We start from the raw sequence: 25,494 nt of genomic DNA on the forward strand, positions 1-25,494 counted from the left end.
TCATGACAAAGTCCAGTAACGAGATGCTCTTTACTGGACTTTGCTCATTTTCGGCCAGAGATGATTAGAATGAACCTCGTGTAGATACAGGGCCGTTATCGATAACCGCTGCAATACGTTCTAGTGTCTCATGATCAAGTTCAATACCTGATGCCTTCACGTTTTCTTCGACCTGATCGGGACGGCTTGCACCAATCAAAGCGCTGGATACGTTCGGCTGGCGCAAAATCCATGCTAATGACAGTTGGCCTACCGTTAGCTCCAGTTCAGATGCGATTTCCTTCAGCAGCTCAACCTTCGCCAGCTTTTCCTCCGTTATGCGGTTTTTAAAATTTTCTTGCTTGGCGGCTCGCGACTCTTCTGGCACTTGTTGATTGGAAGAGTACTTCCCTGTGAGCAGCCCCTGCGCAAGCGGCGAGAACACGACCTGCCCGAAGCCTTTTCTAATGCCTAGCGGTATAATCTCCTTCTCGATGTAGCGCTCGAACAGATTATAGATAGGCTGATTCACGACAATACGATCTAGTAAATATTTGTCTGCTATGGCGAACGCTTCAGTTATTTGAGCAGCCGTCCATTCGCTGACGCCGACATAATGCACCTTGCCTTGACGGACCAAATCCTCAAAGGCGCGCAGTGTTTCTTCAAGCGGCGTCTCATGATCAAAGCGATGGCTGTAGTATACATCTACGTATTCAAGCCCAAGCCTCTTCAAGCTTGCATTTGCCGATTCGATCACATGTTTGCGAGAGAGCCCGCGATCATTCGGTCCATCGCCAATTTTTCCATAGACCTTGGTCGCCAGCACATAGGATTCACGAGGATAAGCACGCAGCGTTTCTCCGACTACTTTCTCGGCTTCGCCCTTCGCATACACATTAGCTGTATCAAAAAAATTAATGCCAAGATCATACGCCGTTTGAATCGACTTCACTGCATTTTCACGCTCGACATAACCGCCATACGTCAGCCAGCTCCCGAGACTAATCTCACTAACCTTTAATCCGCTTGCGCCTAAATTTCGATATTGAATCGCCATATGAAAAACCTCCTCAAATGTATACAAACGTTAGTTTGCTGCTGCAGCAGCGGAATGAGAGCTGCTGCCTCGTTATGGAAATCAGCCGTTTATCTTTTCTGCTTCTCTGCTTAAAGCCCATATCGCTTTATGTTTGTTTTCTGGCTTTTCCAGCCCTAAATTCTCGCGCAGCGTTTTGCCCTCATAGGCCGTTCGGAAGAGTCCGCGATTTTGCAGCTCAGGAATGACCTTATCAACAAATGTCTCCAACCCGCTGTAATAAATATGCGGCAAAATATTAAAGCCGTCCGCGCCGTTATTTCTAATCCAGCTTTCAATGAAATCAGCCGTTTGCAATACAGAACCCGTAAACGATACATGACCATGGCCGGCTGCGCTTCGAGCAAGAAACTGCCGAATCGTCATCTTGTCTCGTACCGCGGCATCCACCACTACCTCCTGCCGGCTTGTAATGCCTGTCGTTATCGTTCCGTACGGCTTTGCTTTATCGACTGGAACAAGACTATCAAGCGGATATTCTGACAAATCGACTGTAAAATAGTTTGAAAGCCGCTTTAACGCTTGCTTCGTATTCAGCAGTCCGTTAAACTCATCCTCGATATCGCGGGCTTCTGCTTCCGTATCGGCCACAATCGGACTAAGCCCTGGCATAATGATCAGCTGCTCCGGCGTCCTTCCATGCTTCTGCAATCTCCCCTTCACATCCGCATAAAACGCCTGAGCAGCGCCTAATGTTTGCTGTGCTGTAAAAATAACATCCGCTGTTTTGGCTGCCAGCTCCTTGCCGTTTTCCGAGGAGCCCGCTTGCACTAGAACCGGATATCCCTGTGGTGGCCGAGGGATGTTGAGCGGTCCTTTTACCGTGTGATATTTGCCCTTAAAGTTAATTTCATACACTTTGCTTTTGTCCAATGAGACATCTGCGGCTCTGTCATAGATCAGCGCATCCTCTTCCCAGCTATCCCAAAGCTGCTTCGTCACCTCAACAAATTCATCGCCGATTTCGTAGCGCTTTTGCACGTCTGGGTGCTCCGTCTTATTAAAGTTCTCAGCATCATCTTGCGAATGCCCCGTTACGATATTCCAAGCAGCCCGCCCTTTGCTGATATGATCCAGCGAAGCGAATTTGCGCGCTACATGGTAAGGATCGTTATAGGTTGTACTAACAGTTGCGATAAGTCCAACATGCTTAGTCAGCGCAGCAAGCCCAGAGAGAAGCGTAAATGGCTCCAATCTCCTGCCAAGTCCGGAATAGTTGTCGGCTGTAAACAATGAATCAAACAGCCCTCTTTCCGCAATCTTTGCAATGTTCGCATAATACTCCAAATCCAAATCCTCCTTTGGATTCGAATCCGGGTGTTTCCACGCGGCAGAATGATGACCCGCTCCACGCAAAAACACGTTAAAATGCGCCTTCTTGTCCCGCTTAATCTCGCTCATTTGCCATCCCTCATTTTCGGTTCATTATAAAAACACTTTAAGTTCAATGTTGATTCTCAGGCTTCGTTTCTTTAACACACTTTTCGGTGCCACTTGAGTAATTAACAGGAATTTCTCCTGTTCATTCAGCGGAATTCGAAGAGAAAATGGATTTAACAGGAATTTCTCCTGTTATTTTAGGCATTTTCTGATAAAACCGCTTATTTCCGCCCAATTAACAGGAACTTTTCCTGTTAATTGAGTCCTTTTTGAATAATTCGCAAAATTAGCTGGAGTTTTTCCCGTTAGTTTAAAAAACAAGATAAGATTCCAAATAAAATGAGCCTAACTAATAAAAAAAGAGACTTAGCTTATCGTCAGCTAAATCTCCGGTGGTCCGGTCGTATTATATTTTATTAAACGGGCTCATTTCAGCTTGAACCCTTGACCTACAAGGAAGTCATGCAAATGATCACGCAGCCGATCCGAGTTAAACCTTCTTAACATTTCACGAGACCACCTTGTTTCCTGCTCTCCGCCTTTGCCTCCACCTTTGCGCGTAGCATAATACTCCCGAGTGATCGAATCGTAAGCAATAATTTCATCCTCCAACCCGCTCTGCTTATACGTTTCTTGATGATAGACAGCTGCGAGCGGCAATCTTGGACGAAGATCGGGCTCTTGATCAGGAACGCCAACGCACATGCCAAACACCGGATAGACAAGCTCAGGCAGTTCAAGCAATTCAGTTATTTCTTTAGGATTATTGCGTATTCCACCGATATAAACGATCCCATAACCAAGCGACTCCGCAGCGATTGCCGCATTTTGAGCAGCCAGAGTCGCGTCAATCGTTCCGAGCAGAAACAGCTCCACGTTCTGACGAAGCTCTACATCCTCATGCAGCCTTGCTGCCAATCTGACTTTATTTAGATCGGCACACCAGATGAGAAACACCGGACTTTCAACTATTTGCTGCTGATTGCCGGCAAGCTTCGCAAGCTTTCGTTTCCGCTCAGAGTCCTTTACAGCAATTACGCTGTAAGCTTGGATATTGGATGAGGTGGAGGCTGCTTGCCCTGCCAATATGATTTGTTCCAAATGCTGCTCAGGAATGGGCGAGTCTTTATATTTGCGGATGGAGCGATGGTTTTTTAATAAAGCAATAACTTCGTTCATTGCTATACCTCCTCTACATGAATAAGTGCTCTTGAAACAAAAAAACCGAAGACACAGATCAACTGTTGTCTCCGGTTTTCCGGTAGAACTATAATTCCGATTATTCAAACTGTTTTAGTGCGAAAAATGTACTGAAAATTTATCACGTAATAAATCTTTTGTCAATCATCATTGTTGTTCGCAATACGATCTATCGTACCTTTTAGAAAAAAGTGTATTGCAAAACATATTATTCTTAGTATAATACTCGGCATAAAATCAAAACAACTCAAATGGAGGTGATATCTGTGGTTGATCTCATCATTATTGGCGCCGGCCCCTACGGAATTTCACTTGCCGCTCATGCAGCCGCAAGCAAAATGTCCTATGTCCTTCTGGGCAAACCTATGTTTTTCTGGAAGGAGCAAATGCCGCAAAATATGTTCATTCGCACCCATCCCCGCTACATCAGTCTCTCCGATAAGAATGATGAATTCACCATTGAACGATTTAGCTGCGAAACCGGCATAGAACTGCAGCCCCCCTTTCCTCGTCCTCATTTTGTTGATTATGCCTTATGGTTTGCCAAACAAACCGATATCTCCTTCACTTCGGAGCACGTATCAGAGCTTCATTATTCATCCTCAGGCTTCAGCGTGATCACTCACGAATGTAAGCAATATCAAGCCAAACATGTGGTCATAGCTACAGGTTTGCAGCATTATAGCTACATCCCTCCAGTACTAAGCACATTGCCGCCTCAGCTTATTTCTCACACCTTCGCTCATCGTGATTTTAAGCCCTACGCAAACAAGAAGATAGCTGTTATCGGCAGCGGCCAAAGCGCTTGGGAAGCTGCCGCACTGCTTCATATGGCTGGAAGCGAGGTTGAGCTTTTGTTCCGGCGTGACGCCGTTCAGTATGCAAGCGAGGATAATGTCGAATCTGGCCAGAAGCTTATTGACTCCGCTGAACAGTTCTATCTACAGTCCGACCAGCTCAAGGCGGAGCGGCGAAATACACCGCGTCAAAGCAGTGTTGCTCCTTTCTTAAAGCCCTACGTAGAAGGGAAAGTGACGATGACTTGCGGCGCAGCCATTGCACATGCAGAAGCTACGATTGATGGCAAGGTGCTGCTTCAGCTTGGAAACAATGAAACTCGCCTCGTCGATCATGTTATTGCCGCTACCGGCTATCAGATCAATCTTGACCAAGTTCCTTTTCTGCCGCCCCATGTATTGCAGCATATCGAGCGAGAGCCTAATTCTAATGCAAAATTCCCTCTGCTAAACGCTCAATTTGAAAGCAGCATACCTGGACTTTACTTTGCCGGCCCACTAGCGACCTTTACTCATGGTCCCGCTTTCGGCTTCGTTGCAGGCTTGCGCCAAGCATGCCGATCCATTATTCCTCATATCCAGCAGCATACGTAATAAAGCCGGAGCAAATGAATGCAACATTCACTTGCTCCTTCGCTTTCCTTCCTTAACCCATTCCAATCCGCTTAAATGAACAGCACAAAACAAAGGGGCCGCATTTTACGCTGCACCTTTGCTCTGGCTCTCTAATCTACTTTTCTCCTATTGTCGTTCGGAGCGTTTCAACATCTTTATTGATGGCCTCCGTTGCTTTGCGAATTGCAGAGTTCACATCCAACCCGTTGATGGCTAAATCCTCTGCCGCCTCTGTCAATCTTGTCGTTATTTCCAGTTCGTAGGGATGAACGTAATGCTCCTGCAGCGGCTCGCCAATAAACACATTTTGCACCGTTTTACCCTGCAGCACTGGAATGTCCAGCCCATATTCCTTCTCCAGCTCTGGATTAATAACAGCCGGAACCCGGCCATTTCTAGATAATATCCGCTGGCCCTCATCCGATAAAATTTCAGCAATGACTTGGAAAGCTTCATCCTTATGCTTGCTCTGGCTGTTCACCGAAAGCGAATGAATTTGTGCTTCCCTTGTTTTGCCCAGCTGGTCGCTAAAGTTTGGTGCCGGAGCGAAATCCCAATTAAACTCAACACCCTGCTGACGCAGCTCCTCCAGCGGACCGATCATATTTGCCAGCCAAGTCACCCGCATGCCGATAATTTGATCCTTCATAAATTGATCGCGTCCCCAGTTCCATGTATGGTCTGGCGTTACGTAACCAGGAATTTCAAAGATGCGCTTGTTAAGCTCAAACACGCGCAGCCAGTCGGGCGTATCGAGTGCAGCATTTCCGGTATCATGATCGACATACGGCAGTCCCAGCCCTTTGGCTAGCCCCGTTAGGTTATCAACCGATAGACCGATATACTGCACGCCATTCTCCGTACGAGTCAGCTTTGCAGCAATATCCAGCACCTCATCCCAGGTCAGCTGTTTTTCTGTAGGATACGGAACACCAAACTTATCAAAAATATCTTTATTATAGTAGAGGATATGCTGATTGGAGTTAAACGGAATCGCATAGATTTCGCCTCCCTTGTCTTTCGTTATATCTTTGATGTAGTCATACAAAATCGGTTTGATCCGGCTCTCATCAAAATGATGGCGTTTAATCAGCTCTCTCAAATCCTCATAGGCGCCCGTTCGAATAATGCGCTGATGGGACGAAGAGGAGGAATAAATAATGTCTGGAACATGTGTGGAAAGCACTTCTTCATTTGTAGTTGTTGCCGCAGGCGTTATTCTTTCGATTGTTACATTTGGATATTTTTTCTTAATCGGGTCCGCGATAAGCGTATTAAATTCCACGTCTGGAAAAGTACCGCTCGTGCTGAAAAGGGTTAACGTGAGCGGCTCGTCGCCAAGCTTTTTGAAGTCCGCTTCTTCCGCTACGGCTGCGTTCGTTTCTTGCTGCTTATTTGCATTGCTCCCAGCCTTATTGGCCGGTGTATTATCCTTACTGGCACAAGCCCCCAATAAAGCTAACAACATTAAAATAACTACGCCTATTGTAAGTTTTTTCATGATTATACTCTCTCTCCTCTATCATGAGGTACAGCTGTGTCGTTTAATAGCCAACAAGCTCTCACCTAGTCTTTTAAAGTACAGCTTTGCTCTCATAACGAATATTCGCCGGCCGCTTCAATCCAAGTTGCTCTCGCAAGCTCGTTCCCGAATATTCCGTCCGAAACAATCCGCGATTTTGCAGCTCTGGAATCACCTTATCTACAAATTGCGTAAGGCCGCTCGGAAAAATCTGTGGCATAACATTGAACCCATCAGCAGCCCCGTTAACAAACCAATTTTCAATCACATCTGCAAGCTGAAGAGGTGTACCTGTAAACGTAAAATGCCCTCTGGCTCCTGCTAGGCGATTAATCAATTGCTTCAGCGTTAACTGCTCATGGCGGACGAGATCCAGTATGAGCTGATGCCTGCTTTTGTTGCCATTAACCTCATCCGTTTCACGCACACCCTCCAATGAAAGCGGCTCATCAAGCGGATACTCGGATAAATCAATGCCTAATCGCTCCGATAGCTGTTTAATTGCACCATCTTTATTTACATAATTGAATAATTCGCTCTCGATTTCTCTCGCTTCCTCCACCGTGTCTGCCAATATCGGGCTAATACCCGGCAAAATCTTCAGCTGGTCGGCCTCTCTTCCATACTTCGGCAGTCTTGATTTTACATCCTTATAAAACTGCTGAGCACTTTCAATGCTTTGATGCGCGGTAAAAATAACTTCCGCTACCTTTGCCGCAAATTCCTTGCCGCTCTCCGAGGAACCCGCCTGCACCAGCACAGGATAACCCTGCGGCGGCCTTGCGATATTTAGAGGTCCCTTCACCGAATAGTATTTTCCTTTAAAATCAATCGTATGGACTTTGTCCTTATGGACGCGAGTTCCTAACGTTTTATCATTAATGACCGCCTCATCCTCCCAGCTGTCCCACAGCTGCTTGGCGATTTCTACGAATTCATCTGCTTCCTCGTAACGCAGCGCATGATCGGGATGATCCTCCCTCCCGAAATTATGTGCGGCTGATCCAGCCCCCGTAACGATATTCCAGCCCGCTCTCCCTTTGCTTATGTGGTCTAGGGAGGCAAACTTTCGCGCCACATGAAAAGGTTCATTATACGTAGTGCCAACCGTAGCAATTAAACCGATATGCTTCGTCCTGCTTGCCAGCGCAGCCAGCTCCGTGAATGGCTCGAGCTTATTGGAGCGTCCGATATATCCATCAGCCAGAAATACGGAATCCATTAGTCCTCTTTCAGCCGTCTGAACAATTTGCAGCACATGCTCGAAATCAAGGTTGCGGCTCGGCTCCGCCTCCGGCAGCCGCCATGAAGCTTCATGATGGCCGGTCCCGAACAAAAAGGCGTTGAGGTTTAATTTGCGCTCCGATTCTCCCATATTTAATCCCCTCTCCATCGTCTGCTTATTGACCGATCGTCGTTTTTAAAGTCTCTACATCTTTATTAATCGCGTCCGTAGCTTTGCGTATAGCCGAGTTAACATCTAGACCATGGATAGCAAGATCCTCTGCTGCTTCGGTAAGCCGTATCGTAATGCTCGACTCATAAGGATGAATGAAATGCTCTTGAATGGGCTTCCCAATAAAAACATTCTGAACGGTTTTGCCTTGTAGAACCGGTATTTCTAAGCCGTAGTCCTTCTCCAGTTCCGGATTGATAATAGCTGGAACACGTCCGTTCTTAGCAATAATCCGCTGCCCCTCATCTGATAAAATTTCCGCGATCACTTGAAACGCCTCATCTTGATGCGGGCTTTGGCTGTTGATCGCAATAGAGTGGATTTGCGCTTCTCTTGTATTGCCAAGCTGATCGCTGAAGTTTGGCGCTGGCGCGATATCCCAGTTGAACTCCACACCTTGTTGGCGCAGCTCCTCAAGCGGACCAACCATATTGGCAAGCCAAGATACCCGAATGGCTATGTTTTGATCCTTCATGAAATGGTCACGAGTCCAGTTCCATGTGCCGTCTTGAGCTACATAACCCGGTATTTCAAAAATCTTCTTCTGCAGCTCGAATACACGAAGCCATTCCGGCGTATCGAGCGCAGCCTGCCCCGTCTCGCGGTTCAAGTAAGGAATGCCCAGCGATTTACCCAAACCAGTTAAATTGTCTACAACAAGCCCGATATATTGAATGCCGTTTTCTGTTCTGGTCAGCTTCGTGCCAAGCTCGACCGCTTCGTCCCATGTCAACTGCTTCTCGGTTGGATAAGGAACGCCGAATTTATCAAAAATATCTTTGTTATAATACAAAACATGCTGATTGATATTGAAAGGAAGCGCGAGAACTGCATCTCCTTTGCCCTTCGTTATGTCCTTGATATAGTCGTAGCCAATCGGTTTAAGACGGCTCTCGTCAAAATGATGTTTTTTGATTAATTCTCTTAAATCCTGATATACACCCGTCCGAATAACTCGCTGCTGCACACTGCCAAATATAATGTCCGGCACATGTGTGGACAGCACTTCCTCCGGAGTAGTCGTCGCGGCCGGCGTAATTCGTTCAATGGTTACGTTCGGATACTTCGCATGAATGGGACCTGCAATCATCGCTTCGAATTCCACGTCCGTAAAGGTAGCGCCAGTGGAATAAAACGATAATTTCAGCGGCTCATCCCCAAGCTTCTTGAAATCAGCCGTTTCGGTCGCACTGTTCGTTGCATCCTTCTTGCCCGATGCATCATTCTGCTTTGCAGGTGCGTTATTGTCTCCCCCGCATGCAGAGATCGATGCAGCAAGTACAAATATGACAATAATAACCCCTAGTTTCTTCATCCTATACCCTCTCATTTCTATTATTTATTTATATTTGCTGAAGATGGCGCGTATTGGCGGGACGCTGTAGCCCTAAGCTGTCACGAAGCGTTTGGCCTTCATATTCGGTACGGAAAAGTCCACGGTTTTGCAGCTCTGGAATGACCTTGTCTACAAAGGTCTCAAGTCCCGTTGGGAAAAGCTGCGGCAGCACATTGAAGCCATCAGCCGCATGGTTTTTAAACCATTTTTCAATAAAATCTGCGGTTTGAAGCACAGACCCAGTAAACGTGATATGTCCATGTCCTCCATTGCTGCGATAAAGAAGCTGGCGAATCGTAAAGCTTTCTCTGCGCGCCGCATCGATAATAACCTCCTGCCTGCTGCGAATGCCGTTGAACTCCTCAGCAGGTTTTGCTTTATCAAGCGGTACCGGCGCATCCAGCGGATAATCATTCAAATTCACCGTGAACCGCTCCGATAAGCTATCAAGCGCACGCCTTGTATCTACAAAAGCATGCAGCTCCTCCTCGATCTCTCGCGCTTCCGCTTCCGTATCAGCCACAATCGGAGCGAGCCCTGGCAAAATAACGAGCTCATCAACGGTTCTCCCATACTTCGCTAAGCGTGATTTCACATCGTAGTAGAAGGCACGGCCTGCATCGAACGTTTGCTGCGCCGTAAAAATAACCTCCGCCGTTTTTGCTGCCAGCTCCTTGCCTTGCTCGGAGGAGCCTGCTTGCACGAGCACCGGATACCCTTGCGGCGGACGCGGAATATTGAGCGGTCCCTTCACCGAATAGGTATGGCCTTTGAAATTGATCTCGTGCACCTTGTTTGCATCCAGCAATTTACCCGCTTTTTTATCGAAAATAAGGGCGTCGTCCTCCCAGCTGTCCCATAGCTGCTTCACCACTTCCACGAACTCCTCGCCCGTCTCGTAGCGCTGCGCATGCTCTGGATGTTCGTCTCTGCTGAAGTTATGGGCAGCTGATCCCGCACCCGTCACGATATTCCAGCCAGCTCTGCCGCCGCTTATATGATCCAGCGAGGCGAATTGCCTTGCGACATGGAACGGATCGTTATATACGGTCCCGACTGTCGCAATCAAGCCGATATGTTCCGTTACAGAAGCAAGTGCTGCGAGCAGCGTAAACGGCTCCAGCTTGCTGCCGCCGCCTGCATATCCATCTGCTAAAAATACGGAATCCAGCTTGCCACGCTCAGCGATTCGAGCAAGCTGCCCTAAGTAATCAATGTCCAGCTCCAAATCCGGACGCGCATCTGGATGCCGCCAAGCTCCCGCATGATGGCCTGTCGCTCTCAAAAAAACGTTCAAATGAACCTTTCGACTCGCTTCACTCATTAGGAATGCACCTCTTCTTCCGTTTTTTTGGCCTGCCAGCTATTTGCAGGTCTCGCTAAACCTAGATTTCCGCGCAGCGTTTGCTCTTCATAGGAGGTACGGAACAATCCGCGATTTTGCAGCTCAGGGACAACTTTATCGACAAAGCGCTCCAGCCCGCTCGGATACACCTGCGGCATCACATTAAAGCCGTCGGCCGCCCCATTCTTGAACCACTTTTCAATGACATCGGCCAGCTGCAGCGGTGTACCCGTAAAAGTAAAATGCCCTCTTGCCCCTGCTAAGCGATTGATCAATTGTCGAAGTGTCGGCTGTTCGCGTTCTACTAAATCCAAAATAAGCTGGTGGCGACTCTTCATGCCGCTTACCTGATCTGTCGTTTGTGCACCATCCAGATTGACAAGGTCATCAAGTGAATGATTAGACAAATCAACGCCTAAGCGACCCGATAACCGCTTAATCGCTCCTTCATGATCGATAAGCTCAAACAGCTCATTTTCCAGATCCTGCGCCTCTGCTTCTGTATCCGCCAATATCGGACTAAGTCCAGGCAATATTTTCAGCTGATCCGTCGTCCTGCCATACTTCGCCAAACGTAACTTCACGTCTTTATAAAAAGCTGCTGCCTCCTCGAAGGTTAGTTGAGCAGTAAAAATGACCTCCGCCAGCTTAGCGGCAAATTCCTTGCCCGTCTCAGATGAGCCCGCTTGAACGAGTACAGGATAACCTTGCGGCGGCCGCGCGATATTTAGCGGTCCCTTTACTTTGAAATACTTCCCAGCATAATCAATCGTATGAACCTTGGCTTCATCGATCAGGATGCCGCTTATCTTGTCATTTGGCAGCGCATCATCCTCCCAGCTGTCCCATAGCTGCTTGACGATCTCTACAAATTCCTCCGCTGATTCATAACGATCATGATGCTCCGGATGCTGTTCCCTGCTGAACTGTTCTGCAGCAGGTCCCGCTCCCGTCACGATATTCCAGCCTGCACGACCCTTGCTAATATGGTCTAAGGATGCAAACTTCCTTGCGATATGAAACGGTTGATTATAGGTCGTTTCGACCGTTGCAATTAAGCCGATATGCTTGGTTGCTGCTGCTAATGCTGACAGCATGGTGAACGGTTCAAGCGATCCCGATCCCGCCCAGTAGCCATCCGCCAGAAATACAGAATCGAGCAAGCCGCGTTCGGCAATTTGAGTCAATTTCAAGTAGTGCTTAATATCAACGCCTCGCTCCGGCTGCGTATCCGCATGCCGCCACGATGCTTCATGATGGCCTGATGCGGCCAGAAACGCATTAAGATTTAGTTTTCTCTCCGATCCACTCATCGCACGACTCCCCTTAAGTCATTTTCGAATTACATACCGTTGCTCAATTCCCCAAAAAAAATAGCCAGAGCTGCCCTAAGGCAATCTCCGGCTATCCGGTCGATTATTTCCAATTAAATCAATTGGTTTTATAAGGATTGTAGTAAGTGCTAAGAATTTATCATCTCAACTTCGTAATGTCAACGTTTTTTTTGATTTATTATTCTACCAATCCTGTCCGTTCTACCCCTTCAATGAACCACCGCTGAGCGAACAAATACACAACAAGAAGGGGCATAATAATTAGGAAAGAGGCCGCCATCTTGATCGCTTCGGCATAAACCGTAATCTCCCCTGCCCCTTCAGCCAGCTTCATCTCGCCAGCCATTCTTGCCAGCGTAATGGAGAGAGGTACGTTCTCCGCAGTAAACATAAAGAGTGACGGAAAGTAAAAATCATTCCAGTTCCAGACGAAGGAAAATAGTACGACCACAACGGTAGCCGACCTCGACAGCGGAAACATGACGCGAAAGAACAGGCGGAAAGGGCCTGCTCCGTCCATACGCGCAGCCTCGTCCAACTCTTTGGGCAGCGTGGAATAGAAGGATCGATAGATGATTACGAACATCGCTCCTTTCAAGCCATGGCCAAATAAAGCGGGGACAACCATCGGCAAAAACGTGTTCAGCCAGCCGAATTCTTTAAAGAGCATGATCGATGGCAGAATCGTAATTTGCGGCGGCATAATAAACGTAAACAACAGCAAAGCTCCCCATACTTTTTTGAAGGGGAACTCCAGCCTTGCGAACGCATAACCGGCAATTGCACAGGAGAATACCTGCAGCACCGCTACGGAAGAGGCCAGCGAGACGCTGATGAGGAAACTCTTCGTGTAATTCAGCATTTCACTCGCCTGCTGCAGATGCCCCAAAAATATGGACCGCGGCACCCAAATAACGGTTGGGTCAAGAATGTTTCTCGCATCCTTCACCATCGTCGTCACCATGTATAGAATGGGCTTCATATAGATGAAGGCGACATTGATCAGAATAATATAAACAAACAGCTTGAAGAGAATGCCCTTATCTATTTCTGCTCCAAGAAGCCGATACCTGAGACCAATCAAGCTTCTTCGCAGCTTTTCATCGCTATATAGATTAGCCGCAATCTCATTTCCTTTTTTCACAATTTTCATGAACGCTCACCTCTCTTTCCCACTTATCGTTTTCCTGAAAGCGACTTATCCACTCGGCTGTATAGCAATAAGGTCAAGAGTACGAAGGTTAGGATGATCAAAAAATAGATCCATGCCAAAGCGCTGGAGCTGCCATAATTGCTCGTATTCACTCGGCTGACAATCGGATTGGATGGGAAGGTGAATAAATCGACTACCGTGTACATTAAGTTCAAGAAGATATAAGGCACAAGTCCGGGCAGCGTTATTTTCCAAAACGTATTCCAAGGTCCCGAGCCATCAATACGGGAAGCCTCGTACACAGATGCCGGCAGCGTCTGGCGTCCAGCAAGGAAAATAAGGATTTGCACGCCTGAATACCAAAGGACGAGCACAAATGAGCTCATGACCTTTTGAATCGGAGCCGCCCATGATCCCGGAACATATTCACGCAAATAATAGTCGATACGCAGCGTCTCCATAATGCTGAGGGAGCCTTCTCCCTGCGCAATAAACTCCTGCACGATCTGGCCGGAGGAGAAAATAACAGGCAAAAAGAAAATAACCCGAAACAGCGTTCTGCCTGGAAAACGCAAATTAAGCAAGATGGCGACAAACAGGGAAAAGACAAGAATGATCGGAATCATCATGGCTGACTCCCTTAGAAACGGGAACAGCTCCTCATAGAGCAAGCTTCCGTTCGCGATCAATATTTCCCGGTAATGGCTAAGTCCAATAAACGTATAGTTGACGCTGCTCACCGTAATTTTCACCTGATGAAAGCTCATGTACAGCGAATAGCCGAGCGGGAACGCCACAAAAACGAGGAAGCCAAACACCCAAGGCGCGATAAAAAGGGAGCCTTCGAGCTTCCTAACTGTCGTATTTTCCAGCTTGCGACTCCATCTCATGGCTTCGTTCCTCCTTTTATGACGACAAAGTCTTTTGCTGGAACGATAATGCCATCCTTGCTGTAATCGGTCTGATTATAATTGACGATGATACGATAATCGCTGCCATACTCTGTTTCCTTCACATTTGGAGCAAGCGTACGATGTCCCGTAATAAACTGCTCCTGCACAGCTGCAAGCGCCTCATTTGTTTTGGCATATTCAGCTCGTAAATGATCGATCCAATCCTTATAGTTCAAGCTGTAATACCAGTAGGAATAGGAATTTTTCAAATCAGCTGCCTTGTCGCCGCTAAGCACATACGCAGGGTAAGCCCCATATTCAATGCTGCGGAGCAGCTCATCATCGAACTCATCGCGCAAATTAGACCATTCCAGCGAATACGTGCGCAAGCCGTGAAGAACGATTTGGGCAAAAGGAATCGCTTCACTGATGAAGACATCATACGAATAATCAGCGGTTAGGCGATGGACATGGTCGATTTGGGCTAGCGCATAGAAATTCACATTATTCGCCGCAAGCGAACCGAGAACTTCCTTGCTTTTGTTCAAAATGCTGCGCTGTACATCGACAACCTCTGCCCTGCTCGCCGAGTATCGGCTGTTGAAATCCGTATTGACCTGCTTGCCGATGCCATCCTCGAAATAGATGCCGTCTGCTCCCAAGCTCTTATAGCTGTTCAAATCGGCCGAGACCACCTTCTCATAAAACCTCGGGCTTACAAACTTCGCTGCGTCCTGGTCCTCATTTCCCCTTTCCTCCAGCACCGTTCCTGCCAAATTGCGCAAGCCGTCGCGTCTCCACCAGAACCGATCATCGCCATTCGTATTGAGCGTATAATTCGCCGTCAAATAAACAGGAATATCCAAGGTATGAGCGAAGGAGATAAAGCTTTTCATCCCTTTGTTTCCACCTAAGCGCTTATCTACAGGAAAGTAGCCGCCATGCGTGCTGTAACCGTCCTGCTGCCACCCTGAGAATTGAATTTGAAGATGCTGAATGCCGCTGTCATATATCGAACGAACAAGCTCGGTCGCCTCTTCTGTCGTGGTCGCTTTTAAATATGAATCTGCAAAAAGCCCCTTCTCAATGTCTGCGCCTACGATATCCACAAACAGTGGAATGTCCTTTTTATTTGTTTCCAGCGGTTTTACACCCTGCTCTTGAATCAAATAATTGCGATAAACCTCTGCCATGCCAGCATAATCACTTTTATTAGGGAGCAATGGATAATAACGCGTTGCGCGAGCATTCGTTATAAACTTATCGCCGCTGTATGTATAGAAGCCTTCACCCGTGCTCTTGCTTACACTTTGGAAAAACTTCTTCCGATACTGCCATTCGGTCGTCACCCAGTTCGAGCGGCCCACAGCACCTGACGGCGCTGCATAAACATTCGCGAACGACTCCCCTTCGGAGATGATCGCAACAAACGCCTGATCCCCTGACTTTAAGCCGAATACAGGCATCGTAATCCCCTGTCTGCCTGTATTTTCGTTGTAATAGGATAGATCCTGCCCATAAACACTCTCATTGTAGGTCAACTGCTGCATCAAGCGATCTGCCTCAAAATGGATCAACGAGCCGGAGCCGTCCGGCAGCAAAAGGTAACCCTCCTGGCCAGCAGACGGCTGTGCCCCAAACAAAGGGTATAGCTTAATATTCAATAAGCTTAAAGCGCCTTCGACGATTCCCTCATCCAAAATTCTCGCCTCTACATAGTCCTTGTGCAGACGCACCTCAATCGGAATTTTCAACTGCACCTTCGGCAGCGCGAAGGTCACTGTGAATCCATTTTCCTTAACCTGAAGGTTTTCCAAGTAACCTTGGTTCTCGATTAATCCGGCAGTTACAGAGGAGGATTTGTAGTTTTTAGCATTTACGTATTCAATAATGACGGGAGAAGTTAAATTATTTTTCCACGTATTCGGTACCGTTTCTTCCTCCCAATACTTCGGCTCTGGATAAGAACGCCATATCTTCCCTGTTGCTTTATTGATGACTTGGAAGTGAGCTGATGCCTTATCTACAAGCAACAGTAATTGGTCTGATTCTGCGATTTGCTCGAAATTTGCTTCAACTGGCAATCCCGCCTTATAGGGAACGGTGCCTTTCGTATCAAATGGATTTGCAGCAACTACGGCCACGGCAGCGGGTTTACCCCATAACCCGACCGCCACAAGAGCAAACCATCCTATACCGGTCAGCAAAACAGCAAAGAGCAGCAGCTTCATAACGAGCTTTATGTTTATTTTGCGTACAGTCATCGGATGATCACCTCCTGATATAAAGAATTAATAAAGTTGACCAATTCTATGCTTAGGCTAATTAAAATGAAAATAAGAATGACAATTATCGCAAGCGCAAGCAGCGACAAGAGGATAATAAAAATAGCTTCAATAAAGGTATAGTTGTGTATGCCCTGCACCATCCATATGAACAGGAAGACTACCCATAAAACGATAAACAGCTTCAAAAATTTAAAGATCGCCAGCTCGTTTAAGGTCAGCACATTGGATAGCAGAGTTACAGGTATACCGATGAGAATAATCGGAAATAACGCGTAGCAGCTGCCATAAAATACGTCTCGGAACCGTCCCTCACCTCTAAGAAGCGAGCTGATTAAATAGTTGGAGACGACAAAACCCAGCCATATTCCAATAAATTGAATTGTAATGGGAAACAGATCAACACCGACATGCACAGCAGGGTTAAAGACAAAGCTTGTGCCCGCCTGTATATATCCGTACGATGCTAATGCAAATACAAGTATCAGTATGCTGCTTAACCATCCTGCTTTGTTTTCGTACCGAATAGCATAGAAGCCGTCTACAGGATGCTTTATTAAATAGAACATATGCTGCAGCTGTTCAAGTATCGGATGCCTAGCACTGCGTTTAGCTGACGATTTGCCTTTTAAGCGAAGCTTTTTGGATAAAGCATTCCATAGAAGATACACAACGCCAAGCACGAGCGCCACATTCATGAGGACGCCAAAGTGCTTCTGGAACCACGTCAACCGATTTTGCCAAAAGGATTCTGAATAACCGCCTACTACGCCTGCCTGATAAAACAGCTGCTCCGACCTTGCGTACTCTTCTTTTTTGTAAGCGGCCTTCGCCAAACCGATCAGTGCCGGTATATATTGCGCATTTAAACGATGAACCTCGCTCCAGAGCGGCTCGCTTTGCTCGTATCTGCCTTCCTGCGTTAATTGATTCGCTTCGTGGACGAGATGGCCGAACTCAGACAGCCGCAGCACTTGAATGAAATTATTGACGCTGTCCAGCACGAGCAGCTCACCCTTGGAATTGCTCGCAATAGCTGCTGGCGCTTTGACGATTCCTGTCTTGGACGTAGCGGTAATGACATCCCCGCCCCAGAAAAACAACAGATTGCCATTCGAATCATATTGGCTAATCATATTGCTTACAGAGTCGATCACAGTAAAGTTGCCGGCAGCATCCACCGTAATATCATTGAGCTGAGGACTTACACTTTGCCTAGTTCTGTGAAATACCTCTCCGTAAGAACGCACCGGCTGCAGGGCAGCGAATTCACCTTTGCCTACCAGCTGGTCGAGACCCGCGATGTTAAGCTTCTTCACCTGATCCGCGCTAATTTCCTTCGTCACCGTATAAATAAATCCGTTTTTGTCTATCGTTGAGTTGGCGATAGCTCCAGGCAGCTTCTTCAGCTCCCTTTGATACATTTCCCGCGTATATACAAATCGCTTAAATGCGTCAAACAAAGAGAAGCTTACGCGATTCGGCCCAAAAAAACTAATGAAATTGCCCTCTGGATCCAGCTGCACCAAGCCTTGAAAAGCGCCAAGCGTCGTTACATAAATAAAACCGCGCTTATCTACAATGAGGTTAACCGGGTCATACTTGAAAGCCGGCGGCAAATAGCTGGACTCCGGACGGCCAAATTCTTTTAGCAGCTTGCCTTCTTGATCGAGCCTTACGACCCGGTTGTTGCCCGTATCTGCAACGTAAATCTCTCCAGCTTCATCGACATAAATGCCGCTTGGCTTCTTGAGCGGGCTTTCTGTTACTTTGATTTCACGAATATATTGGCCGTGCTCATCCAAGTGTACGATTCGATTATTGCCCGTGTCTGCGATGTAGATATGGTCCTTATCATCCACAAATAGATCCTTGGGCTGATTAAGCTGCAGCTTTGTTTTCCCTTCGGCTCCCGCAGCTTGGTTTGCTTCCGTAATCTCAACATCCGTACCAATAATGCCAGCAGGAATGTAAGCCGCTTGCGTCTTCACCAGCTGTCCGAATCCATCCTTATAGTAGGTTTCGTACGGTAACTGCGAGGCTGTGGCCGGTGAGATGGGCCAAGCTATGTAAATCGCCGTAATCAGGATTATAATGATCGGACGAATCCGCAGCCTCCTGTTCTTCAAACGATTTCCCCCTTATTTAATACCGGAATGCGCCATTGTCGAAATGACCTTGCTTTGCAAAATAACAAAGAAAATTAAATTCGGAACGAGCATAATAAGCGCTGCTACAGCAGCGGCACCTTGACGTGCCACATTGTTCGCCAAGTTATTGGTCAATGTTGATAGGAAAAACGGAAAGTTTTTCATTTCATCGTCCTGCATAAACAGCATCGATGTCTCCACATTGCCCCAAGAGTTCTGAAAGGCGAGGATCGCAACGGTCGCGATGGCCGGCATACACATCGGAATGACGATTCGAGCAAATACGATAAATTCGTTTGCCCCGTCTATTCGTGCAGCCTCCAGCAGCGAATCAGGTATCTGATCCACGAATTGCTTGAGCAGGAAAACGCCTACCGGCAAAGCAAGTACGGGCAGCAAATGCCCCCAGTACGTATTCATAATGCCAAGGTGGCTGACGACCAAATACCTCGGAATTTGAATAACCTCCGGCGTAAACATCAGCATCAGAATAATCGTAGCAAAGAGGAATGCGCGGCCCGGAAAAGGATGTTTTGACAGCGGATAAGCGCAAAGCGCACTCACAGTCGTCACGCCAACAACACTCGCCGCCGAAATGAACAAGCTATTGAACAAATAGCGCGATACCGGAACGATCGAATTGGACGTTACCCAAAAGAGCTCAACAAAGTTCTGAATGTTCGGCTCCTTCACAAAGAAGGTCGGCGGATAGACGAACAATTCATGATATGGCTTGAAGGCATGATTAAAAATATAAATGATCGGCAGGATCATGATGACAGATATGATAAGCATGAACAGATTAAAGCTTATTTTTATACCTAGGCCTGATTGTTTCAGCTGTTACTCCTCCTTCGTACCGAACAATCCCCAGCTGAGCTTGTTCGCGAAATACATAAATATAAGAAGAAACACCGAAACCGTCGCCGCATAACCCATTTCAAAACGGATGAGACCATAATCGTTAATATGGTTCACGATCAAATGCCCGGCATATTCGGGCGTCGGGTTTTGACCGGATAGCTCAACACCAATTGATCCGGTCTTAAAGGTCGTAACGATCGCCATTACGGCGCCAAACAGCATTTGCGGCTTCATGGACGGAATCGTAATATACCATAGCTCCTGTATGTTGTTTCTGATGCCATCGATTCTTCCTGCCTCATAAAGTACCGTATCCACGTTAAGAATTCCTGCCAGCATCGCTAGAAAGCCTACACCCATGCTCGACCACAATGTGACGACGATCATCGAGTTCATAAGAAACTCTGGACTTGTCACCCATAACTTTGGCACGTCGATAAGGCCTGCTTTTAATAGAAAGCTGTTCAAATAGCCAATGCGATCGCCCGACAACAAGGGAAGCCAGATAATCGTCATCGCTATGCCAACGGTAAGCGATGGCGTATACATCGCAAGCGCCACCCACTTGCGAACGCCGCCGCGCAGCCGTGAAATAAGCCATGCGAGCAGGAAGGCGGCAGCATAACCGCCGGGACCAACAATGACAGCAAACTTAAATGTATTGGGCAGCGCATATTTTAGGAACAGCAGATCCTGCGCAATCAAATACTGAAAGTTGCTCCAGCCAATAAAGCGAGGAGGCTCAATCCCGTTGTAATAGGTAAAGCTTAAGCCTACAGCTGCAAGAATCGGAATAACGATAAACAGAGCGAAGCATATCAGAAACGGCGCGATAAACAAATACGAAATACGATACGACCATAATCTACTCCACATAACGATCAATCCCTTCCCAAGGCTGATCGACAATAGGAATGTCCAGCTTATTCACCTGTTCGCCTCGCTCATTGATGTAGCCAAATTCCTGCTGCTTCCTTAGAAGCTCGCGGTTAATGTCCCGAACGGCTTGCTCCAAGGAGGACATATAATTCGCTGTTCCAACAACGGATCGATTCCATGCATTATGAATCTCGCGTTCCAAGAAATATCCGCCGGGCACATTCGGAATATCCTTATACCATTTCCACTGGTTCAAAATAATTTCAGCATCCTCCTTTTTCCACGGCAGATGCGTGAAGGCTTCCACGTTGGACGTATTCCAGCGGAAAGCGACGCCATTGACCGCTTCCAAGTCAGAGCCGTATTGCTCCTGCACCTCAGCTGACAGCCACCACTTCAGGAATTGCCATGCCTCTGCTTTTTTATTGGACTTGTCAAAAATGACACCCGTACGTTGCCCCCCGCCAGCCCAGCGGCTTATCGATCCGTCCGCTTGCTTCGTACCGGGAATAAGCGCGATGCCCCAGCGGCCATTCAGCTCAGGCGCAGCAGCCGAAAGCTGCACATACATGTTGTAATCCGATATGCCGATTGGCATCGTTCCGCTGCGGAAATGCTGATAGAAGCTCGGCACCTCCCGCTCCACAGCGTATGTATTAAATAGATCCGTCCACTGCTTGAAGGCACGATAAGCTTCTGGACCATCGAGACCTGATTTCACACCGCCGGGTTCATAAAACTCCACGCCGTTTTGATAGAAAAAATGCGTAAACTCCTTCGGATTTACGTAGAAGTTCATAAAGTTTTGCTGCAGCGTTGGCAATAGCTGATATACGTCCTCCCATGTCTCGGGAATTTCAGCTCCAATACGCTTCAAAATATCCTTGCGATAATAGAGAACTTGAAACGACTGCGTTTCCGGCACGCCATAATAACCGCCATCGTAGTGCAGCGGCAGCCATGAACCCGGACTAAACTTCGGATACAGCTGATCAAAATCTTCAAAATCGCTTAAATCCTGCAGCGTACCGCGAATGGCATAATCGACTGGCAAATCCTGCGTCAAGCCAAGGGCAATATCCGGCTGCACGCCAGCTGCATTAGACATAAGCAAAAGCTCAGCATTTGGAAGCAGGTTCACCTTTACCTCAATGCCTGTTTCTGGCGTGAACGACTCATCAGCAAGCTGCTGCAGCTGATCTACATAATCCCTGCCGCGCTGAACCCAAATGTTCAGCTTCTTGTCATCTAAATCGTTAAGGCTATCCCTCGCATCGAAAGAGTAAATAAAGTTTTGAGCGCTACCCCATATCCGGCCAAAAAAGCCAGCTTCCATTTTCGGAGCATCCGTCTTCTCGGGAATAATATAAACCTCATCCAGCTGCAGCGATTGCTTGAGCAGCGTATCGATAAAAGTGCCGAATTTCTCTCTCATCGAAGAAATCTCCTCGACCTGATAAGGAATTTCTTCAGGCTTCTTAAGCAATGCACGCAAATCCTTCGCTGATGTATCGAGTCCTTGACTGATTGAATCCTTGTTGCCGTTCGCTTTAACTACTCGCTTCGACAGTGACTCCATGACATCCGCTGCCAGCGCCATCTTATCAGTCATCCCTGGGAAGTCCTGCTCCATATTCCACGTACGATTGCGGTCAATGGTCTTCTTCGAGCTCGAACCTGTTATCGTACGCAAATCCCAGTCAATCGCATCCAAATGAGCGATCAGCTTCTCGACATCTACAACGGTAGACTTAATAGGCGATTGTGTGACGGCTAGCGACAACGTATGTTTGCCCTTCTCAAGCTTAAGCAAATACGGATTCTTTTTTTCATCCTGCAAAATCATTCCGTTCCAACCTGTAGAATAAGGAAAGCCATACGCTAAAAATTGCTTAAACGGTACCTCTCCATCCACTCGAACGACCCGGTAGGAGGTTTTCTGAGCTATCGTATTTTGCAGCGCGCGAAAGCCTATTTTGTACAAGCCGCTCTCCGGCACCTCAAATGACCATGAGATTTCCTGGTTTTGTTCAAGCCAGCGCGGACCGCCGACCGTATTGTAAATAATTCTTCCTGTATACCGCGGCAGCGTGTGTGAATTTTTATCCGAAAATAGCTTTATTGCCGTATCATTCTTGCTCGTAAAATCCTCCGCTTGAATCGTCAATACATCGCCCGCAAGAGAAGGCGTATCGGCATACGCAGCCTTAACCTCAGCATAATCAGGTATTTGCTTGCTCGGAACAAGCTTAATTTGCTCAAGCGCAACGGGGTCAAACCCTTGCAATCGAATGGTATGCGTTCCTTGTTCGAAATGCCATTGCAAAGGCTGCGCATATGCCCCTCCTGAATCCGTTAACGGCTTCTCGCTCCAGCCCGACACATCAATCGAACGAGGACGAATTTCATCGCCGTCTGAGTTTTTCAGAATAGGGCGCACATCCTCCCATGTCCGATATAAGGATATGGAAGAGGCTTCCCTAAACGGCCTTTGGCCATCTATCGTTACCTCCCACCCGATCGGTCCCTTTCTTCCATCCTTCAGAGGGTTATAAGAAACGTGGATTTCATACAGCGCACTCTCTGCAACGTCAACTTGATATTCAACCCATCCTGTGCTCCTTGTATTCCAAATCAGTATGTTTGATTTACCTTCGTAATCGCCTGCTTTGATCTCCTCTTCATTCGATACACGAGATGGCTTCGCTGCATCCAGCTGAATTGAAGTTGTTGCATTGCTCAGCCCCTTCTCCTGCCATGCTGCCAGCGCATCGCTAAAATAAGGATCAACCTCATAATTAAATGTAGTTACGAGCTTGTCATATTGGACCGTATCGGTTTTGTCTCCAGATTCTGAGTTTACTGCCGCTCCAGCATTAAGCAGCGATACTGCAATGACAATACTGGCACCATAGACAAGCCACTTCCGTTTCTTATTCATAAAGGTTAAGCCGCCTCCCTCCTTCGCAAATACCGATCATTCTGTAAATCTTTCACCCGTATCCTTATGAAAGAAATGAGCCTTCGATAGATCAAGCTCTACCTTCACCTTCTCATTTTCAGCAAAACGATTATCGGGATCGACGCGTGCAATGAGCAGCTTCTCCTGTCCGATGTCCAAATAAAGAAAACGATCAGCGCCCATAAGTTCATTGTCCTTATAGGTTCCGGTAATGATCGTCTCCGAAAACAAGCCTTCCAGCTTCACATTTTCCGGCCTTATACCTAATATTACCGATTTGTTTAGTTGGTTATTTCTGCGTAAAATATCCTCCATCACTTCATTTAACTTCAATTGAAAACGATTCGTATGAAACTCTAATCGCCCCTGCGGATTCTCCTGCACGCGTCCATGAATGAAATTGATTTGAGGAGAACCTATGAAGCTCGCAACAAACGTATTTGAAGGTTTGGAGTAGATCAGCTCCGGCGTATCACATTGTTGAATGACGCCGCCCTTCATCACGACAATACGGTCCGCCATCGTCATCGCTTCCACCTGGTCATGCGTAACGAATATAAAGGTTGTGCCTAATTTTTTGTGCAGCTTCGTTATTTCCATTCGCATCGTAACTCTAAGCTTGGCATCTAAGTTAGACAACGGCTCATCCATCAAAAACAGCTTTGGGTCGCGCACGATAGCTCTGCCAAGCGCCACCCGCTGGCGCTGACCGCCCGACAGCTCCTTTGGCTTGCGATTTAAATACGGCTCAATCTCCAGAATTCGGCTAGCATTTTTTACCGCCAAATCGATCTCATGCTTCGGAAGCTTGCGCATCCTCAGTCCAAACGCAATATTCTCGTATACACTTAGATTGGGGTAGAGGGCATAGTTCTGGAAAACCATCGAAATATCACGGTCCTTCGGAGGTAGCTTATTGACGAGCTGCTCTCCAATATAAATCTCGCCTTCGGAGATCTCTTCAAGCCCCGCAATCATTCTTAATGTCGTCGATTTGCCGCAGCCGGAAGGACCGACGAATACGATAAATTCCTTATCTTTAATTTCCAACTGAAAATCCTGCACAACCGCGTGCTTGTCTTTCCCATATCTTTTGTATAGATGATTAATCGTTACTCCCGCCATGCTTACCGCCTCCCATCCGAACTTGATAAAAAAATGAGGATATCACACACTGCTCTGATATCCTCCATTGATACGGTAGAATGTATTTAATTATAGAATTAGCTCGGAATGGCTTCTTTTGCCGGCTCCAAATTGGAGGTTGCTTCATCAGCCTTCGCCAGTTCCTCAGCGCTTAGTTTAACATCCCAGCTTTTTGCAGCTTCCGTAATATGCTCAAGCTTCGAAGCGCCTAGAATCGCCGAAGTAATGCCAGGACGACTCAGTACCCAAGACAATGCGTATTGCGCTTGAGTAAGACCCTTTTCTTCCGCCAAAGGTCTAATCGCCTCAGCAACTGGAATTGCATTTTTCTTCAAAAGCTCCTCCAGCCTTTGCTCGCCTGCCGCAAGCCGTGATCCTTCAGGCGGCGCTTCTCCAGCCCGGTACTTGCCAGAGAGTATTCCTCTGCCAAGCGGACTATAAACGATGACGCCTACTTGCTCCGATTGCACAAAAGGTATAATTTCCTTCTCAATTTCACGCGAGATGATGCTGTATTCCGGTTGGAGACTTTCGAAGCGATGCAGGGTATGCAGCGCGCTTATACCGTGAGCCTTCGCAAGCTGCCATGCAGCAAAATTAGAAGCGCCTATGTATCTTACTTTCCCTTGACGCACCAGATCATCTAAAGCTCGAAGCGTTTCTTCAAGGGGGGTATTAGGATCAAATCGATGTACCTGATACAGATCCAAATAATCGGTTTTCAACCGTTTCAAGCTGTCTTCAACAGCCTTGTAAATATGATAGCGGCTTTGCCCCGAATCATTTACCCCTTCGCCTACGCGGCCATGAACCTTGGTTGCCAGCACGATTTGATGACGCCTTTCTTTTAACAAATTGCCCAGTATACGTTCCGACTCGCCTTCCCCGTATACATTAGCAGTGTCAACGAGGTTAATGCCATGATCCAGAGCGGCATCCAAAATCGCAGCAGATGCCTCCTCATCAATCCATCTTCCAAACGCCATTGTACCTAAGCTCACCTCAGATACTTTTAGTCCTGTTCTTCCCAATTTACGATATTCCATGTTCGTTATCCTCCTCAAATTTTGTACAAAAAAAACCGGAGACAGGTTTTGCA

General features: G+C 47.1%; 18 protein-coding genes. 1 reads left to right on the forward strand and 17 read right to left on the reverse strand.

Features of this window, described 5'->3' with window-relative positions; all coding sequences use genetic code 11:
- Positions 1–64: 64 nt before the first annotated feature.
- From MHH56_RS26860 to nfsA, 3 genes are all read right to left on the reverse strand, one after another.
- Positions 65–1,039: an aldo/keto reductase family protein gene (locus MHH56_RS26860; RefSeq protein WP_339204707.1), complete on the reverse strand. Its 975-nt coding sequence runs from the start codon at positions 1,037–1,039 to the stop codon at positions 65–67.
- Positions 1,040–1,120: 81 nt separating this feature from the next.
- Positions 1,121–2,479 carry an LLM class flavin-dependent oxidoreductase gene (locus MHH56_RS26865; protein ID WP_339204708.1) on the reverse strand — a complete coding sequence of 453 codons (1,359 nt, stop codon included), beginning with the start codon at positions 2,477–2,479 and terminating at the stop codon, positions 1,121–1,123.
- A gap of 405 nt (positions 2,480–2,884) precedes the next feature.
- Positions 2,885–3,637 carry an oxygen-insensitive NADPH nitroreductase gene (gene nfsA / locus MHH56_RS26870; protein ID WP_339204709.1) on the reverse strand — a complete coding sequence of 251 codons (753 nt, stop codon included), beginning with the start codon at positions 3,635–3,637 and terminating at the stop codon, positions 2,885–2,887.
- 287 nt (positions 3,638–3,924) lie between these two features.
- Between nfsA and MHH56_RS26875 the strand changes: the two genes are divergently transcribed.
- A complete protein-coding gene (locus MHH56_RS26875) occupies positions 3,925–5,049 on the forward strand; it encodes an NAD(P)-binding domain-containing protein (RefSeq protein ID WP_339204711.1) in 1,125 nt (374 codons plus the stop codon).
- A 136-nt stretch (positions 5,050–5,185) separates the two neighbouring features.
- Here the strand turns inward: MHH56_RS26875 and MHH56_RS26880 are convergent, their stop codons facing one another.
- From MHH56_RS26880 to MHH56_RS26945, 14 genes are all read right to left on the reverse strand, one after another.
- Complete coding sequence (locus tag MHH56_RS26880) at positions 5,186–6,571, reverse strand: extracellular solute-binding protein (protein WP_339204712.1); 1,386 nt, start codon at positions 6,569–6,571, stop codon at positions 5,186–5,188.
- Positions 6,572–6,644: 73 nt separating this feature from the next.
- On the reverse strand, positions 6,645–7,967 hold the full coding sequence (locus MHH56_RS26885) for an LLM class flavin-dependent oxidoreductase (RefSeq protein WP_076269023.1): 1,323 nt from the start codon (positions 7,965–7,967) through the stop codon (positions 6,645–6,647).
- A gap of 25 nt (positions 7,968–7,992) precedes the next feature.
- Positions 7,993–9,363: an extracellular solute-binding protein gene (locus MHH56_RS26890; protein WP_076269024.1), complete on the reverse strand. Its 1,371-nt coding sequence runs from the start codon at positions 9,361–9,363 to the stop codon at positions 7,993–7,995.
- A gap of 28 nt (positions 9,364–9,391) precedes the next feature.
- Entirely contained in the window at positions 9,392–10,708 is a 1,317-nt protein-coding gene (locus tag MHH56_RS26895; RefSeq protein ID WP_339204713.1) for an LLM class flavin-dependent oxidoreductase, read from the reverse strand.
- Positions 10,708–12,042, reverse strand: coding sequence for an LLM class flavin-dependent oxidoreductase (locus MHH56_RS26900; RefSeq protein WP_339204714.1), 1,335 nt, complete (start codon positions 12,040–12,042; stop codon positions 10,708–10,710). The genes MHH56_RS26895 and MHH56_RS26900 overlap by 1 nt, the downstream gene beginning before the upstream one ends.
- A 199-nt stretch (positions 12,043–12,241) precedes the next feature.
- Positions 12,242–13,216: a carbohydrate ABC transporter permease gene (locus tag MHH56_RS26905; RefSeq protein WP_339204716.1), complete on the reverse strand. Its 975-nt coding sequence runs from the start codon at positions 13,214–13,216 to the stop codon at positions 12,242–12,244.
- Positions 13,217–13,239: 23 nt separating this feature from the next.
- Positions 13,240–14,106, reverse strand: coding sequence for a sugar ABC transporter permease (locus MHH56_RS26910; RefSeq protein WP_076269028.1), 867 nt, complete (start codon positions 14,104–14,106; stop codon positions 13,240–13,242).
- Positions 14,103–16,373 carry a DUF5696 domain-containing protein gene (locus tag MHH56_RS26915; protein ID WP_339204717.1) on the reverse strand — a complete coding sequence of 757 codons (2,271 nt, stop codon included), beginning with the start codon at positions 16,371–16,373 and terminating at the stop codon, positions 14,103–14,105. The genes MHH56_RS26910 and MHH56_RS26915 overlap by 4 nt, the downstream gene beginning before the upstream one ends.
- The gene (locus MHH56_RS26920; RefSeq protein ID WP_339204718.1) at positions 16,370–18,523 is read right to left on the reverse strand and encodes an SMP-30/gluconolactonase/LRE family protein; all 2,154 of its coding nucleotides are present in this window, start codon (positions 18,521–18,523) and stop codon (positions 16,370–16,372) included. Before MHH56_RS26920 ends, MHH56_RS26915 begins: the two co-directional genes overlap by 4 nt.
- Before the next feature lie 12 nt (positions 18,524–18,535).
- Positions 18,536–19,339: a carbohydrate ABC transporter permease gene (locus tag MHH56_RS26925; protein WP_339204719.1), complete on the reverse strand. Its 804-nt coding sequence runs from the start codon at positions 19,337–19,339 to the stop codon at positions 18,536–18,538.
- Between the two features lie 48 nt (positions 19,340–19,387).
- A complete protein-coding gene (locus MHH56_RS26930; RefSeq protein ID WP_339204720.1) occupies positions 19,388–20,317 on the reverse strand; it encodes a sugar ABC transporter permease in 930 nt (309 codons plus the stop codon).
- Positions 20,274–23,228, reverse strand: a complete 2,955-nt coding sequence (locus tag MHH56_RS26935) for an extracellular solute-binding protein (protein WP_339204721.1) — start codon at positions 23,226–23,228, stop codon at positions 20,274–20,276. Before MHH56_RS26935 ends, MHH56_RS26930 begins: the two co-directional genes overlap by 44 nt.
- Positions 23,229–23,264: 36 nt before the next feature.
- Positions 23,265–24,374, reverse strand: coding sequence for a sn-glycerol-3-phosphate ABC transporter ATP-binding protein UgpC (ugpC, locus tag MHH56_RS26940; protein ID WP_339204722.1), 1,110 nt, complete (start codon positions 24,372–24,374; stop codon positions 23,265–23,267).
- A 98-nt stretch (positions 24,375–24,472) separates the two neighbouring features.
- Entirely contained in the window at positions 24,473–25,441 is a 969-nt protein-coding gene (locus MHH56_RS26945) for an aldo/keto reductase (protein ID WP_339204723.1), read from the reverse strand.
- Positions 25,442–25,494: the final 53 nt, after the last annotated feature.

It is taken from the genome of Paenibacillus sp. FSL K6-3182, assembly GCF_037976325.1.
GTDB lineage: Bacteria > Bacillota > Bacilli > Paenibacillales > Paenibacillaceae > Pristimantibacillus.

Excerpts from the sequence above, each read along its gene's own strand:
- MHH56_RS26925 (WP_339204719.1), bottom strand. The coding sequence starts at position 19,339 with ATGCTTATCATATCTGTCATCATGATCCTGCCGATCATTTATATTTTT.
- MHH56_RS26915 (WP_339204717.1), bottom strand. The coding sequence starts at position 16,373 with ATGACTGTACGCAAAATAAACATAAAGCTCGTTATGAAGCTGCTGCTC.
- MHH56_RS26935 (WP_339204721.1), bottom strand. The coding sequence starts at position 23,228 with ATGAATAAGAAACGGAAGTGGCTTGTCTATGGTGCCAGTATTGTCATT.
- MHH56_RS26895 (WP_339204713.1), bottom strand. The coding sequence starts at position 10,708 with ATGAGTGAAGCGAGTCGAAAGGTTCATTTGAACGTTTTTTTGAGAGCG.
- MHH56_RS26910 (WP_076269028.1), bottom strand. The coding sequence starts at position 14,106 with ATGAGATGGAGTCGCAAGCTGGAAAATACGACAGTTAGGAAGCTCGAA.
- MHH56_RS26865 (WP_339204708.1), bottom strand. The coding sequence starts at position 2,479 with ATGAGCGAGATTAAGCGGGACAAGAAGGCGCATTTTAACGTGTTTTTG.
- ugpC (WP_339204722.1), bottom strand. The coding sequence starts at position 24,374 with ATGGCGGGAGTAACGATTAATCATCTATACAAAAGATATGGGAAAGAC.
- MHH56_RS26885 (WP_076269023.1), bottom strand. The coding sequence starts at position 7,967 with ATGGGAGAATCGGAGCGCAAATTAAACCTCAACGCCTTTTTGTTCGGG.
- nfsA (WP_339204709.1), bottom strand. The coding sequence starts at position 3,637 with ATGAACGAAGTTATTGCTTTATTAAAAAACCATCGCTCCATCCGCAAA.
- MHH56_RS26860 (WP_339204707.1), bottom strand. The coding sequence starts at position 1,039 with ATGGCGATTCAATATCGAAATTTAGGCGCAAGCGGATTAAAGGTTAGT.
- MHH56_RS26890 (WP_076269024.1), bottom strand. The coding sequence starts at position 9,363 with ATGAAGAAACTAGGGGTTATTATTGTCATATTTGTACTTGCTGCATCG.
- MHH56_RS26945 (WP_339204723.1), bottom strand. The coding sequence starts at position 25,441 with ATGGAATATCGTAAATTGGGAAGAACAGGACTAAAAGTATCTGAGGTG.
- MHH56_RS26900 (WP_339204714.1), bottom strand. The coding sequence starts at position 12,042 with ATGAGTGGATCGGAGAGAAAACTAAATCTTAATGCGTTTCTGGCCGCA.
- MHH56_RS26880 (WP_339204712.1), bottom strand. The coding sequence starts at position 6,571 with ATGAAAAAACTTACAATAGGCGTAGTTATTTTAATGTTGTTAGCTTTA.
- MHH56_RS26905 (WP_339204716.1), bottom strand. The coding sequence starts at position 13,216 with ATGAAAATTGTGAAAAAAGGAAATGAGATTGCGGCTAATCTATATAGC.